General features: G+C 41.1%; 13 protein-coding genes. 10 read left to right on the top strand and 3 right to left on the bottom strand.

What is annotated here, in order from left to right; genetic code table 11:
* Position 1 precedes the first annotated feature (1 nt).
* Genes mraY through serS form a run of 10 tightly spaced genes read left to right on the top strand, consistent with a single transcriptional unit; the run spans position 2 to position 11,660 of the window.
* Complete coding sequence (gene mraY / locus Q0093_RS09940) at positions 2-1,261, top strand: phospho-N-acetylmuramoyl-pentapeptide-transferase (RefSeq protein ID WP_294176418.1); 1,260 nt, start codon at positions 2-4, stop codon at positions 1,259-1,261.
* A 25-nt stretch (positions 1,262-1,286) separates the two neighbouring features.
* Positions 1,287-2,624: a UDP-N-acetylmuramoyl-L-alanine--D-glutamate ligase gene (gene murD / locus Q0093_RS09935; RefSeq protein ID WP_297930036.1), complete on the top strand. Its 1,338-nt coding sequence runs from the start codon at positions 1,287-1,289 to the stop codon at positions 2,622-2,624.
* Positions 2,625-2,638: 14 nt separating this feature from the next.
* Positions 2,639-3,871 (top strand): FtsW/RodA/SpoVE family cell cycle protein, encoded by a 1,233-nt coding sequence (locus Q0093_RS09930; RefSeq protein ID WP_009318116.1) that lies wholly within the window; start codon positions 2,639-2,641, stop codon positions 3,869-3,871.
* A 12-nt stretch (positions 3,872-3,883) separates the two neighbouring features.
* A complete protein-coding gene (murG, locus tag Q0093_RS09925; protein ID WP_297930034.1) occupies positions 3,884-5,008 on the top strand; it encodes an undecaprenyldiphospho-muramoylpentapeptide beta-N-acetylglucosaminyltransferase in 1,125 nt (374 codons plus the stop codon).
* Positions 4,995-6,365, top strand: coding sequence for a UDP-N-acetylmuramate--L-alanine ligase (gene murC / locus Q0093_RS09920; RefSeq protein WP_297930032.1), 1,371 nt, complete (start codon positions 4,995-4,997; stop codon positions 6,363-6,365). Before murG ends, murC begins: the two co-directional genes overlap by 14 nt.
* Complete coding sequence (locus tag Q0093_RS09915; RefSeq protein ID WP_294176429.1) at positions 6,362-7,096, top strand: cell division protein FtsQ/DivIB; 735 nt, start codon at positions 6,362-6,364, stop codon at positions 7,094-7,096. The genes murC and Q0093_RS09915 overlap by 4 nt, the downstream gene beginning before the upstream one ends.
* A gap of 6 nt (positions 7,097-7,102) precedes the next feature.
* Positions 7,103-8,464, top strand: coding sequence for a cell division protein FtsA (gene ftsA, locus Q0093_RS09910; RefSeq protein ID WP_297930030.1), 1,362 nt, complete (start codon positions 7,103-7,105; stop codon positions 8,462-8,464).
* Between the two features lie 49 nt (positions 8,465-8,513).
* Positions 8,514-9,881, top strand: a complete 1,368-nt coding sequence (gene ftsZ, locus Q0093_RS09905; protein ID WP_294176433.1) for a cell division protein FtsZ — start codon at positions 8,514-8,516, stop codon at positions 9,879-9,881.
* Positions 9,882-9,910: 29 nt separating this feature from the next.
* Entirely contained in the window at positions 9,911-10,360 is a 450-nt protein-coding gene (locus Q0093_RS09900; protein ID WP_297930027.1) for a GatB/YqeY domain-containing protein, read from the top strand.
* A 28-nt stretch (positions 10,361-10,388) separates the two neighbouring features.
* Positions 10,389-11,660 carry a serine--tRNA ligase gene (gene serS, locus Q0093_RS09895; protein ID WP_297930025.1) on the top strand — a complete coding sequence of 424 codons (1,272 nt, stop codon included), beginning with the start codon at positions 10,389-10,391 and terminating at the stop codon, positions 11,658-11,660.
* A 272-nt stretch (positions 11,661-11,932) separates the two neighbouring features.
* Here serS and trxA read toward each other — a convergent pair whose 3' ends face one another.
* The 3 genes from trxA to Q0093_RS09880 form a co-directional block, all read right to left on the bottom strand.
* On the bottom strand, positions 11,933-12,418 hold the full coding sequence (gene trxA, locus Q0093_RS09890) for a thioredoxin (protein ID WP_297930023.1): 486 nt from the start codon (positions 12,416-12,418) through the stop codon (positions 11,933-11,935).
* Positions 12,419-12,486: 68 nt separating this feature from the next.
* Positions 12,487-12,852 carry a winged helix DNA-binding protein gene (locus Q0093_RS09885; protein WP_297930021.1) on the bottom strand — a complete coding sequence of 122 codons (366 nt, stop codon included), beginning with the start codon at positions 12,850-12,852 and terminating at the stop codon, positions 12,487-12,489.
* 6 nt (positions 12,853-12,858) lie between these two features.
* A complete protein-coding gene (locus Q0093_RS09880; protein ID WP_297930019.1) occupies positions 12,859-15,312 on the bottom strand; it encodes an FAD-dependent oxidoreductase in 2,454 nt (817 codons plus the stop codon).
* Positions 15,313-15,597 lie beyond the last annotated feature (285 nt).

Here is a 15,597-nt window from a genome sequence, read left to right as displayed (position 1 = left end):
AATGCTTTACTATTTATTTCAATATCTCGACCAATTAGACTTTCCCGGAGCAGGGATGTTTAAATATATCTCCTTCCGATCCGGATTGGCGCTGATTCTGTCCCTGTTCATCTCTACGATCATAGGCAAACGAATCATAGACAAATTACAATACTTACAGATCGGAGAGATCATTCGAGACCTCGGACTCGAAGGGCAAATGAGCAAAAAAGGGACTCCGACGATGGGAGGCATTATCATTATCATCGCCATTATCATTCCATGCTTGTTAGTAGGAAAGCTCGAAAACATCTATATGATATTAATGCTGGTCACGACATTGTGGTTAGGGACACTCGGATTCCTGGACGATTACATCAAGGTATTTAAAAAAGATAAAGAGGGTTTGCATGGAAAATTCAAAATTATCGGTCAGGTAGGATTAGGACTTATCGTCGGACTGACCCTCTACCTCAGCCCGAATGTCGTAATCAGAGAAAACGTGCTCATAAAAGACGCCAATAATCAAGAAGTTGTCGGATATATGCCCGAAAATATCAAATCGACGCAAACGACTATTCCATTCCTAAAAAACAATAACTTCGATTATGCCGATTTAGTTTCTTTTATGGGAGATCATGCACAAACTGCCGGATGGATCATTTTCGTATTAATAACTATTTTTATTGTGACGGCAGTCTCAAACGGTGCAAATCTGACAGACGGACTTGATGGACTGGCCACAGGAAGTTCGGCAATCATAGGTGTCACATTAGGTATTCTCGCTTACCTATCAGGACATATTGCTTATGCCTCTTATTTGAACATCATGTATATTCCGGGAACAGAAGAGTTAGTAGTTTTCGCCAGCGCGTTCATCGGAGCGACAATCGGATTTCTATGGTACAACGCATATCCCGCCCAAGTTTTCATGGGAGATACGGGAAGCCTCACTTTAGGCGGTATCATAGCAGTATTTGCAATTATTATACACAAAGAACTATTAATACCCATTCTCTGTGGAATATTTCTTGTAGAAGAATTATCAGTAATGATTCAGGTCGCCTATTTCCGGTTTACAAAACGGAAGTATGGAGAAGGGAAACGTATATTCAAGATGACTCCGTTACATCATCATTTCCAAAAACCGGGAAATGCAGGAATCATAGCATTGATACAAAAACCTTTTCGTCCGGTTCCGGAATCAAAAATCGTTGTCCGGTTTTGGATCATCGGCATTATACTTGCGGTCATTACCATCGTAACTTTAAAAATGCGGTAAAATACATATATTTAAAAATATATCAATGAATAAACGAATTGTAGTTTTAGGAGCCGGAGAGAGCGGTGCGGGAGCTGCCGTTTTGGCAAAAGTAAAAGGATTTGACGTTTTTGTCTCGGACATGTCCCTGATCAAAGAGACTTACAAGGCGTTATTAAATAAATATGAAATAGAATGGGAAGACGGCCATCACAGCATCGAAAAAATTCTCAATGCCGACGAAATAATCAAAAGTCCCGGAATACCCGATACAGCTCCGATCATTCAAGAAATACAAAAAAAAGGAATTCCCATAATTTCCGAGATCGAATTCGCAGGAAGATACACACATGCTAAAATGATTTGTATCACCGGAAGTAATGGAAAAACGACAACAACATTATTAACATATCACATTCTTAAAAATGCAGGACTAAATGTAGGCCTTGCCGGAAATGTAGGCAAAAGTCTGGCATTGCAGGTAGCAACAGAAAATTTCGACTATTACGTAATCGAACTGAGTAGCTTCCAACTCGACAATATGTATAAATTCAAAGCCGATATCGCAGTTTTGCTAAATATTACTCCCGATCATCTCGACCGGTACGGATATAACATGCAAAACTATATCAATGCCAAATTCAGGATAACGCAGAATCAAACCCAAAACGACGCATTTATTTACTGGAATGATGACCCGATCATAACCAAAGAACTAAAAGCTCATAACCTAAAAGCCCGGCTCTATCCGTTCTCAGAAGAAAAAGAAGAAGGGGTGAAAGCTTATACGGAAAATAACCAAATTATCATCGATGCTCCAAATGATATTCTGACAATTACTGAAGACGATTTAGCTTTAGAAGGACGGCATAATTTATATAACTCTATGGCAGCAAGTATTTCGGCAAAAGTCCTCGATATAAAAAAAGAAGACATACGGGAAGGACTTAAAGATTTTAAAGGGGTGGAACACCGTCTTGAAAAAGTCGCCCGTGTAAGAGGAGTAGAATTTATCAACGATTCGAAAGCGACAAACGTAAATTCCTGCTGGTATGCACTCGAAAGCATGCGTACCAAAGTTATATTGATACTTGGCGGAAAAGATAAAGGCAACGACTATTCCGAAATTGAGGATTTGGTAAAAGAAAAGGTAAATGCAATCATCTGTTTAGGTGTCGACAACAGCAAACTACATGCATTTTTCGAAGGGAAAGTTCCGCATATAGAAGATGCCTCATCAATGAAAGAAGCCGTAGACAAAGCTTTGGCCTGTGCTCAAAAAGGAGAAACCGTGTTGTTGTCTCCCTGCTGTGCAAGTTTTGACTTATTCAAAAGTTATGAGGATCGAGGAGAACAATTCAAAGAATGTGTACGCAACTTATAACTAAATAAAAAGTTATGGATACTGTAAAATCGATTCTAAAAGGAGATAAATATATCTGGGGGGTATATCTGATGCTCTGTATGATTTCAATAGTAGAAATGTATAGCGCCACCAGTACACTGACCTTCAAGATCCAAGATTATTTAGCACCCACAATCAGGCACACACTCATTCTTTTTTGCGGGACAATCGGAGTCATCATTATTCATAATTTTCACTATAAATGGTTCAAACTGATACCGGTAGTATTATTGCCGCTATCGTTTATTCTGCTCGTTTATGCCATGTTCTTCGGAGAAGAAGTGAATGGAGCGCAGCGTTGGCTGACAATTTGCGGAATCCCGTTACAGCCATCCGAATTAGCTAAAATGGCGGTAGTCATCACCGTATCGTTCATTTTGGCTAAAAAACAAGTTCCGGGAGGTGTACAACCCGACACATTCAAAACGATACTCATCATAGTCAGTATCTTCTGCATGTTGATTTTACCCGAAAACTTTTCCACATCGGCACTATTAGGATTGGTCTGTTTTTGCTTAATGCTGATCGGACGTGTAGAATTGATAAAACTGTTCAAGTTAGTAGCTGTACTCGCAGGATTCGTTATCGTACTGTTCTCTATCAGTCCCTACATTCCTGAAAATACGCCCGTATTGGATCGTATTCCTACTTGGCGTGCCCGTATCCTTAACTTTTCTCACGGAAACGACGTTCCGGAATACGCAGTAAAAACAAATGACAAGAATTATCAGGTACACCATGCTCGTATGGCAATAGCCAATGGCGGAGCGATAGGGACATTTCCCGGAAACAGCCGAGAACGCGATTTCCTACCGCAAGCCTACTCCGATTTTATCTATGCGATTATCATCGAAGAAATGGGAGTTGTAGGCGGAGTTGTAGTAATGGCTCTTTATCTGTCCCTTCTCATAAGAGCCGGAATGATTGCTAAAAAATGCACTCGGGCTTTTCCTGCATTCCTGATCATGGGTATCGCCATGATGATCGTATTTCAAGCCATAGTCAACATGTCGGTCGCATCGGGACTCATTCCCGTAACCGGTCAGCCTCTTCCTCTGATAAGTCGGGGAGGAACATCGACGATCATTACCTGTGCCTATTTCGGGATCATGCTAAGTATCAGCCGATATGCGACACAAGACGCTATTAAAGAAGAAAAAGAATTGACAGGAGAAGAAACAGAAATACCGGAAGACATTTCTGCTCCGAATCCCAATATGTTGTAAATAATGAATATCATGGACAAAAAAATAAAAGTTCTTGTCAGCGGCGGAGGAACCGGAGGACACATCTTTCCGGCCATTTCTATTGCGAATGCCATTAAAAACAAATGCCCGAATGCCGATATTCTTTTCGTCGGGGCAGAAAATCGCATGGAAATGGAAAAAGTTCCCGCCGCAGGTTATCCTATTATAGGACTTCCGGTCAGCGGTTTCGATCGTAAGCATTTGCTAAAAAATATCAAAGTATTATTCCGGTTATTCAAAAGTGTCCGTTTAGCAGATAAGACTGTAAAATCATTTTCTCCGGATATTGCCGTAGGTGTAGGAGGATATGCCAGCGGTCCTACCTTATGGGCTGCCGCACGAAGGGGTATTCCGACATTGATTCAAGAACAGAATTCTTATGCTGGTGTTACCAACAAATTACTTGCATCTAAAGCGAAAGCAATATGTGTGGCCTACGAAAATATGGAACGATTTTTTCCTAAAGACCGGACCATTCTCACGGGAAATCCGGTGCGACAGGAATTACAGAACGACACGATAAGCAGAGAGGAAGCTATTCGTTTTTTCAATCTCGATCCCTCGAAAAAAACAATTCTTGTTATCGGAGGCAGTCTCGGAGCTCGTACGATCAATAACAGCATTGCCACAGGAATAGAAAAAATTCCTCAGGATATACAATTAATCTGGCAAAGCGGGAAAGGATATGATACTCAGGCAAAAAAGGTTCTGGATGAGAAAAAGCCGGAGAATATAAAACAAATGCCGTTTATCTCTCGTATGGATATGGCCTATAAAGCTGCCGACCTGATAATATCAAGAGCCGGAGCGAGTTCTATATCAGAACTTTGCTTATTAGGGAAACCCGTAATACTGATTCCTTCTCCAAATGTAGCCGAAGATCATCAAACAAAAAATGCTCAGGCCTTATCGACAAAGAATGCAGCACTGATGATACGGGACTGCGACGCCCAGAATCTATTGATCGACACCGCATTAAAAACTGTTCAAGATGAAACGGCATTAAAAAATATGAGCAACAACATTTCAAAAATGGCACAACGAGATTCTGCGACACGCATTGCCGACATTATTTTTGAACTGGTCACTAAAAACAAGAAAAATGGAAAACTATAAATCACTATACTTTATCGGAGCAGGAGGCATCGGTATGAGCGCCTTGATTCGCTATTTCCTTGCCAAAGGTTATCCTGTAGCCGGATATGACAAGACCTCGTCTCCACTCACAAAGGAACTTATAAAAGAAGGTGCGCAAATCGTATACGACGAAAACCCGGAGTTGATTCCCCCCGATTTCAGAAATCCTGAAAATACACTGGTCGTATATACACCGGCTGTTCCCGAATCTCATGACGGAATGATCTGGTTCAGAGAAAACGGTTTCGAAATCGTAAAACGCGCCCGGCTGCTCGGAATGATTACCCGGACAAGTAAAGGGTTATGTTTTGCCGGAACACATGGAAAAACGACCACATCCAGTATGGCGGCACATATATTCGCTCAGTCTCCGATAGGATGCAACGCTTTTCTCGGCGGAATATTGAAAAACTACGACAGTAATCTGATTCTTTCCGATCATAGTGACCTGACAGTTATCGAAGCTGACGAATATGACCGGTCTTTCCACCAACTAAGTCCGTATATGGCGGTAATAACCGCTACCGATCCTGATCATTTAGACATATACGGAAATGAAAATGCCTATCTGGAAAGTTTTCGGTATTTCACGACATTGATACGACCGGGAGGAGTCCTTATCATAAAAAAGGGGATAAAAGTTCGACCCGACGTACAAAACGGAGTAACCGTTTATCATTATTCCATGAATGACGGAGGAGATTTCTATGCTCAAAACATCCGTATCGGGAACGGACAAATCATCTTTGATTTCGTAACTCCGAAAGAGATAATCAAAGATATAGAACTCGGTGTTCCTGTAAAAATAAATATCGAGAACAGCATTGCGGCAATGGCCATAGCCTGGTTGAACGGCGTATCGGCAACAGACATAAAAAATGCCGTCGCTTCATTCCAAGGGGCAAAACGACGCTTCGATTTTTGGATAAAACGAGATGATTTGGTAATGATCGACGATTATGCTCATCATCCGGATGAGATCAAGGCCAGCATCTCATCTGTTAAAGAACTTTATCCTGAGAAAAAAATCAGCGTTATTTTCCAACCGCATCTCTATACACGTACCCGAGATTTCGCCCCCCAATTTGCAGAAGCTCTGTCTCTTGCGGACGAATTGATTTTATTGGACATTTATCCGGCACGAGAAGAGCCGATTCCGGGTGTCACGTCCGAAATAATTTTTGATAAAGTAACTTGCAGAAATAAAGAACTTTGTCACAAAGAGATGTTGTTAGAAACAATAAAACGACGTAACTTTGAAGTCTTAATCACACTGGGAGCCGGAGATATAGACCGCATGCTCCCTGAAATACGAGACACGATGAATTCTAAATGAAAAAGTTTTTTAAATACATACTTGTTTCATTATTGCCGGCATATTTGATTGTCAGCCTTGTTTTTTATGCATCAGCACATGACGAGCAGAGATGTTCGCGCATAGAAATCACTTTGCTGGACAGCACCGATACCCATTTTACATCTGTTCAGGAAATCAGAAAACAGATCAAAGATGAAGGCATAGATCCTACGGGCAAACCATTAGGCAGTATCAACACCGAAAAAATGGAAAAGATTCTCAAAAAGAATCAACTAATAGCCCGTGCCGAATGTTATAAATCTCCGTCGGGGATCATTCGCATAGATATAGAACAGCGTGTGCCGATTATGCGGATTATCAGCGGATTTGAATCGTATTACATCGATGAAAACGGAGATATTATGCCGACAACATCTTCGTTTACAGCATATTTGCCTTTAGCAACAGGATATATCACCCATTCCTACGCAAAATCGCAACTATATCCGATGGCCGTCTATCTGAAAAATAACCCGTTCTGGGATGCCCAGATCGAACAAATATATGTTACGGAAAACAACGAAATAGAATTAATTCCTCGTATCGGGGATAACTTGATACTTTTGGGAAAAATTGATAACTTTGAACAAAAACTCGAGAATCTGCAATGTTTATACGAACAAGCACTTTCCAAAGTAGGATGGAACAAATACGACACAATCAATCTGAAATATAACAATCAGGTGATTTGTTCAAAAAGAGATAAATAAACCGTTATGGAAGCAGGGAAATACATAGTAGCAATAGAACTTGGAACATCAAAGATAGTCGGGATTGTCGGAGTTAAAAACGAAGACGGCAGATTAGATATTCTGGCTACGGAGAAAGAAGACTCCGCCGGCTGTATAAAACGAGGGTGCATCTTCAACGTCGAAGATACCGCCTCTAAAATACAGAAAATCATCAAAAAGCTGGAAAACAGACTTTCTCTCAAGATCACAAAAGTATATGTCGGTGTCGGCGGACAATCGGTGCACTCGATCAGTCATTCCGTTTTCCGGCAATTGGCAGAGGATACGCCTATCACCGATATGATCATCAACTCCCTGCATGCCGAGAGCCGGAGTTTCCCGGTCGCCAATGCAGAAATTATGGATGTCATTCCGAATGAATATACAATCGATAATCATTTGGAAACTCAACCTAAAGGCACTTACGCTTCAGAAATCGAAGCCCATTTACAGCTTATAGTGGGACGCCCGTCCATAAAGAAAAATATAAACCGTTGCATCGTCGAACGGCTGAAATTGCCCATAGCCGGCTATATAATGTCTGTACATGCAGATGCTGCCGCTTTATTAGACGATGAAGAAAAGAGTCTGGGTTGCGCTTTAATCAATTTCGGAGCAGGAACAACTACGCTATCCATTTATAAAGACAATTTTTTGAGATATGTAGTGACGATTCCATTCGGAGGACGCAATATTACGCAGGACATCAGCAGCCTGAATATTTTGATGTCGGAAGCCGAACGATTGAAATTGGCTTTCGGATGCGCTATCAACAATGGAGAAGAACCCAAAGGTATCGGTATAGAAGGTATTGATTCGTCTAAAATCAATTATCAAGAATTATGCCGTGTAACAGAAGCACGTATCGAGGAAATCGTTGCCAATATCGTCGAACAAATTAAAGAATCTGGATATAAAGACCAATTATCGGCAGGTATCATCTTAACCGGTGGTGCGTCGCTATTGAAAGAACTTCCCGAGCTTCTTGCCCGGGAAACAAAAATGTCTGTACAACGGGGAAATCTACAAAAAGGTATTACATTCTCAGGGCATCAAGAAGGAGGTTTGACGGCTTATTCACAATCGATAGGATTGCTTTTATTAGGTGAAGAGAACTGTGTAGAAAAGCCTATCGCTCAAAAAACCGAACCGACCGCAGAAGAACCGGAGAAACCTGAAAATAAAGAACTTGCTGACGAAAAGACAAAGAAAGAACATGAGAAAAAACCGAAAAAATCATGGAATATTTTCGGAGCTATTGAAAAAATGACCGATAAAGTCATCAGTTCTACTGAAAACTTTTTAACCGATGAGGAAGATGCAAACCCTCCTCGAAAAAAGAATTAATACGGAGTACTAATCTCCGACCATTCATGAAATTAAAATTACAACGGTTATGGATGAAACTATCGACATAAATAATACACTTCCCTTTGAGGGAGGAAATCCTTCTCCTTCGATCATTAAAGTGATCGGAGTCGGCGGCGGTGGCGGCAATGCCGTAAACCACATGTACAAAACCGGAATAGAGGATGTTACATTCGTTCTCTGTAACACCGACCGACAAGCTTTAGCGAATTCGGATATCCCCCGAAAATTGCAAATCGGGAAAGGCCGGGGAGCCGGATTGGGTGCTGGAGGCATTCCTCCTAAAGGAAGAGAAGCTGCAGAAGAAAGTATAGACGAAATTACCGAACTGTTCAATGATGGAACCCAAATGGCTTTTATTACGGCCGGAATGGGCGGTGGAACAGGAACAGGCGCAGCTCCGATCGTAGCCAAAGTCGCCAAAGATTTGGGTATTCTCACCGTCGGAATCGTAACGATTCCGTTCATTTTCGAAGGTCGAAAAAAGATACAGCAGGCATGGGTCGGTGTCGAAGAAATGCGGAAAAACGTGGATGCTCTGCTCGTAATCAATAACGAACGGCTTCGGGAAATTTATCCGGATTTAAATTTTATGAATGCTTTTGCCAAAGCCGATGACACGTTGACTATCGCAGCAAAAAGTATTGCGGAAATCATTACAATAGAAGGACGGATCAATCTCGATTTCGCTGATGTAAAGACTACATTGAAAAATGGTGGTGTAGCCATTATGAGCAGCGGATACGGTAAAGGAGAGAAACGTGTAACCAAAGCGATCGAAGATGCCTTGAACTCTCCTCTTCTAAACGATGACAATGTATTCGATGCCAAACGGGTATTGTTCAACCTTTATTTCAGCCCTGAAGACCAAGATCAGGTAAAAATGGAGGAGATGAATGAAGTGAATGAATTCATGTCTAAATTTAACGATGATGTCGAAGTCATCTGGGGTGCGGCATTCGACAATTCCCTCAAGGATACGATGAAGATTACGATTCTGGCAACAGGATTCGGATCAAGCGCATTACCTGGCCGACCGCAATACGCAGAGATAGAAAATCCTTGGGAGATTCCTTCGGATGAACACCCGGAAGAAAAAAACGAACAGATTCCGAATAATAAAGAAAATATTATAGAACAAATCTACGGGCAAAAGGCTGCCGATGAGATGAAACGTACCAAAGCTCGGGCTTCATTCGCCATCTTGTCGATCGATCAAATGGATAACGACACGATACTGGAAATGATCGATAAATCCCCGACTTACAACAGAACCCCGCAATTCAAATCCCAGCTGGAAAAAGCAATGGAAAATAAAACAGAAGAGCAGGAAACCGTAATTTCGGTACAAACTTCCGAAAAAGACAATAATCCGAACGGAAGAATATTATTTTAAAATAAATTGAACTTAAATACTACAAACAAATGAGCCTATTTGATCAAATCAGCAGCGATATAAAAGCTGCTATGCTGGCAAGAGACAAACAGAGACTGGAAGCTCTGCGTGGTGTAAAAAAAGAATTTCTGGAAGCTAAAACGGCAAAAGGATCGGACGGAGATTTGCCCGATGAAACAGCAATGAAGATTTTAGTAAAAATGGTAAAACAGCGCAAAGACAGCGCACAAATATATATCGAGCAAAACCGTCCGGAATTAGCAGAAGGAGAATTAGCGGAAGCTAAAATCATAGAAGAGTATTTGCCGCAACAAATGACAGAAGAAGAACTGGAAACAGCATTAAAAGCTATCATAGCCGAAACCGGTGCTACTTCGGCAAAAGATATGGGCAAAGTCATGGGTATAGCAACCAAACAATTGGCAGGGAAAGCCGAAGGAAAAACTATCTCGGCAAAAGTAAAGGAGTTACTTGCCTAATCTATTCACGAACAAAACATTATGTTATATGTTAACACTTGCTGCTATTAAAGAAAATCCCGAAGAAATCATTCGGAAATTAGCAAAAAAACATTTCGACGCAAAAGATGCGATCGAAAAAGTGCTGGATCTGGACAAGACAAGACGGACGTCTCAAGCAGAATTGGATACTCGTCTGTCTGAATTGAAAACTCTTTCCGCCCAAGTAGGCCAGCTAATGAAAGAAGGGAAAAAAGCTGAAGCCGAAACGGTTAAAAATAAAGTTTCCGAATTAAAAGAATACAATAAAACGCTCGAAGCAAATATGAAAAATGCTGAAGCGGAAATTACGGAAATCCTGTTGTCTGTACCCAATACTCCATGTGACATGGTTCCGGAAGGAAAGAGCGCGGAAGATAACGTTGTCGTACGAGAAGGCGGTCCTATGCCCGATTTAGGAGAAGACGCTCTCCCCCATTGGGAATTGGCAAAAAAATATGACTTGATCGATTTTGAATTAGGTGTAAAGATTACAGGAGCAGGATTCCCGGTTTATAAAGGTAAAGGAGCACGTCTGCAACGGGCTCTGATCAGTTTCTTTTTGGATAATGCTCGGGAAGCCGGATATTTGGAAATACAACCGCCTTATGTCGTTAATGCGGCATCGGGATACGGGACAGGGCAATTACCCGACAAAGAGGGGCAAATGTACCATTGTAACGAAGACGACTTATATTTGATTCCGACAGCAGAAGTCCCGGTTACCAATCTTTATCGAGATGTAATTTTCAATGAAGAAGACTTGCCGATAAAAAATACGGCATACTCTGCTTGCTTCCGCCGTGAAGCCGGCTCATACGGGAAAGACGTAAGAGGGTTGAACCGTCTGCACCAATTCGACAAAGTCGAAATCGTACAGATACAACATCCCGACCACTCTTATGAGGCTTTAGACGAAATGATCGCTCATGTTCAAAGCCTGGTCGAAAAGTTGGAATTACCTTGGCATATCCTGCGCCTCTGCGGAGGAGATATGAGCTTTACTTCTGCCATTACTTATGATTTCGAAGTATTCTCCGCCGCACAGAAACGGTGGTTAGAGGTAAGTTCGGTTTCTAATTTTGAAAGCTATCAGGCAAACCGTCTGAAGTGCCGTTTCCGTACCAATGATAAGAAAACCCGATTGGTGCATACTCTTAACGGTAGTGCTTTGGCTCTACCTCGTATCGTAGCGGCTCTGCTCGAAAATAACCAAACTCCGGAAGGAATCCGCATCCCCAAAGCATTAATTCCTTATACGGGTTTCGATATTATCGACTAAGATCAACACTCCTATCGAAAGGAGAAATCGGAAATATTTTCAAAACTGAAAATCAACAATCATAAAAGAGCCATATCGAACTCTATTTTTGAGTAAGGATATGGCTCTTTTCATTACAAAATTTCAGGGTCTTTTTAAACTTCCCAATAAGAGCATTTTATCAGATTATCTTTTCGTTTTCTTTTGGACAGCTTTCCCGTTTTCACTCTCAGAAAAACATCCTTGAAAAAAGCTCTCAAACCCGATCCGATCAAAATTAAACAGTCTCTTGGTTATTCTTTCAAAAGAAATTCATCGATAATTTTCTTGAATTCTTCTTTTCCGATAGCACCTTGTATCATCTGCGGTTGTCCATTCATCGGGATAAATAACAGCGAAGGAATAGAACGAATACCAAAATCGGCAGCCAACTCCTGTTCTTGATCTGTATCGATTTTATAAATATAAATCTGATCTTTATATTCCTTTGCCAAATCATCTAAAATCGGAGCAACAGCTTTACACGGACCGCACCAAGTGGCATAAAAATCTATGATTGCCGGCTTATCTCCACGATATGCCCATGTGTCCGGATTCTTTTCATAATCTGCCACCTTATCCAAAAACTGCATTTTAGTCAGATGAATCGGGACACTTTCCGACCCGTTACTTAAGGTTGGTTGTTTCATTTCCGAAATACTCTCTTTTTCAGATTTACCTTGTCCGTTACAAGCCACAAATAAAAAAATGCTCAAAAGCGCAAACATGATTTTTTTCATAATTAATTCTGCTTTATAATTAAAATGAACCCGAATGAACTTCCTTATCGGAAAATTCAGACAGACTATCATTCTCTATTACAATTTTTCTCAAATATAGGTTGTAAAATATCCGGTATAGGAACGCTTCCGCAGACCATTCCCTGCAAGCATTCCCGACCTTTTACCGTCAGATGAAAATACATCTGACGTTTATCCCGCTCTCCTAAAACACGTTCTATCAAACCTTTTCCTTCAACCGAACCTATCATTTTCGAAGTATGGGAACAAGTCATTCCCGTGCTCTCCGCAATTTCCCCGGAAGAAAGCGTCGTATTCTCTAAGCAGCAAAGTACCATCGCTTCATTCAACCCTACTCCATGAACTTTTTCAAAGTCCTGTTCAAAATCGTTCAACGCCCGGTATATATCCCGCATAATACATATATTTTTCATAACTCCTTAAATAAAAAGATTCACATTAGATTCATCCGCCTTAGCCATATATGTAGCTACCCCGCCTACAGAAACCTCATCCAACAACTCTTCGGGATGTATTCCCATAACATCCATAGACATTTGGCAAGCAATAAACTCGACTCCGTTTTCCAAAGCCTGACGTCGCATAGATTCTAACGAATCCACACCTTTCTTACTCATCAAAAAGCGCATCATGCGTCTGCCCAATCCTCCCATATTCATCTTGGAGAGCTTGAGTTTCAAAGAGTCCGAAGGCAACATAAATCCGAACATTCTGCCAAAAATATCTTTCTTAACCTTTGGTTTTATCTCTTTCTTTATGACATTCAATCCCCAGAATGTGAAAAACAAAGTCACTTTTCCCCCTGTCGCAGCCGCACCGTTTGCCAATACAAATGTAGCTAAAGCCTTATCCAAATCATCGCTAAACAGAATAAAAGTTTTCCCTTTCGGAGTGTTGCATACCGACTGAATATCGGAAGCTTTTTTCACACTCTTTTCAACTACGGTCGAAAATCTCCCCGATGTCTCTGTTTGGGCGATCAGTTTATGACCGGTCTGTTTACACCATGCAGCACTGTCTCTCAAGAAACCCGGATCAGAAGAAATCAACTCGACACGCTCTCCTGCCGCTATCTCATCAATAGTTTTCTTCAGTTTGAGTATCGGACCCGGACATTGTAATCCGCACGCATCTACGGTCAAGACGCCAACCGACTTTTGCATTTTCTGATTATCGATATCCTGAATGACCGCATCCGGTTCACACTGCGGAATTTCAGGATAAAGAGAATGCATTACAGTACCGTAAGTTTTATATCCTCCCGAAAGATTTTTCACTTCTTTAAATCCGTTTCCTTTCAACATACAAGAAGCCAAATACCCTCTTAAACCGACAGCACAATATACATATATCGGTTTTTCCCGAGGAATTTCGTCTAAATGTTCCCGAAGTTCGTCCAACGGTATATTTCGAGCTCCTTCAATAGAACACAATGCAAACTCATCGGCAGTACGGACATCGAGCAACGTCACTTTATTCCGGTCAAGAGTCTTTAGCTCTCTCCAATAAAACGGATTCATTTTTTTCTCCAGAATATTTCCGGCGACATATCCGGCAATAGCCACAGGATCTTTCGCCGAAGAAAAAGGCGGTGCATAAGCATGCTCCAATGTTATCAAATCATACACCGTCCCATCATGCTTAATGACTTGAGCAAACTGATCTATCCGTTTATCCACACCTTGATATCCGACAACCTGAGCACCGTACAATTTTCCCGTCTGCCGGTCAAAGGTGATTTTTATCGACATAGGTGCTGCCCCGGGATAATAACCGGCATTAGAGCCCGAATGGGTAACAGAAGAACAATAGTCAATACCCTCCTGAACCAAGCGTTTAGCCGGCAAACCGGTAGTTGCCACCGTCATATCAAAGACTTTCGCAATTGCAGTCCCGATAGCGCCTTCATACATAACAACATTTCCTCTACTCATATTATCGGCCGCAATACGCCCCTGACGATTTGCCGGAACTGCCAAAAAATTCATCCAAGACTTTCCGGTCAACGGATGCGGATACTCGATAACATCCCCTACGGCATACACATTCTCATCCGAAGTCTGGAGATATTTATCAACGACAATACCTCCTCGTTCCCCGACTTTTAACCCGGCACTGACAGCCAACGAATTATTCGGACGAACTCCGATAGACAGAATTACCATATCGGTATTTACCACCCGCCCGCTTTTAAAATTCACCTTTAATCCGGAAGCCGTTCGTTCAAAAGAGGTTACACTCTCATTCAACAACAATTCTACACCCTTTTGGCGCAAATGTTCGTGTATTATAGCCGCAGTCGAATAATCGACCGGAGTCATTACCTGATTTGCCATTTCGATGACAGAAACACGTATATTATTATGCCAAAGATTCTCCGCCATTTCCAACCCGATAAATCCGCCACCGACAACAACCGCCTTTTTCACGTCTCGAGTCTGGAGAAATTTCTTAATGTCATCGGTATCATCGACATTACGCAAAGTGAATATACCCTCCGAATCGATCCCCGAAAGAGGTGGACGTACGGGGACTGCTCCCGGAGACAAAAGCAGCTTATCATAAGATTCGGCATACTCTTCTCCTTTACTGTTACGTACCAAGACTCTTTTCTGCTCGAGATCCACAAAAACGACTTCAGATTCTGTCCGGACATCCAAATTAAACCGTTTGCCAAATATTTCAGGAGTCTGTACAAATAGTTTTTCTCTATCCTGTATTATACCTCCTATATAATAAGGTAATCCGCAATTGGCATAAGATATATATTTACCTTTTTCAAACAATATAATCTCGGCCTGTTCATCATTCCGTCTAAGCCGAGCTGCTGCTGTCGCTCCACCGGCGACTCCTCCTACAATTAAATATTTCATATTATCCTTATTTATTTCTTTCCGATAATATTTTCCATTGGAAAACAACCGCAAAGATAAATATATTTTAAACAAGAACAAATTTCCAATGGAAAATATTTAAAAGATAACTATATATTACCCCCTTATCCAATAAACAAAAAATAATTTTCAGAAAATTCTGATTATCCAAAATAAGAAAACAACGAACAGTTCTAAATTAAAATAGGCACTCCCCCCCAAATATAAATATCGACCAATATAACAAAAATATATTAAAACAACATTATTATCCTAACAATTTCT

Source organism: uncultured Coprobacter sp. (genome assembly GCF_947855755.1).
Lineage (GTDB): Bacteria > Bacteroidota > Bacteroidia > Bacteroidales > Coprobacteraceae > Coprobacter.
Note: the sequence above shows the minus strand (reverse complement) of the source record. Positions and strands in the feature narration are given on the sequence as shown.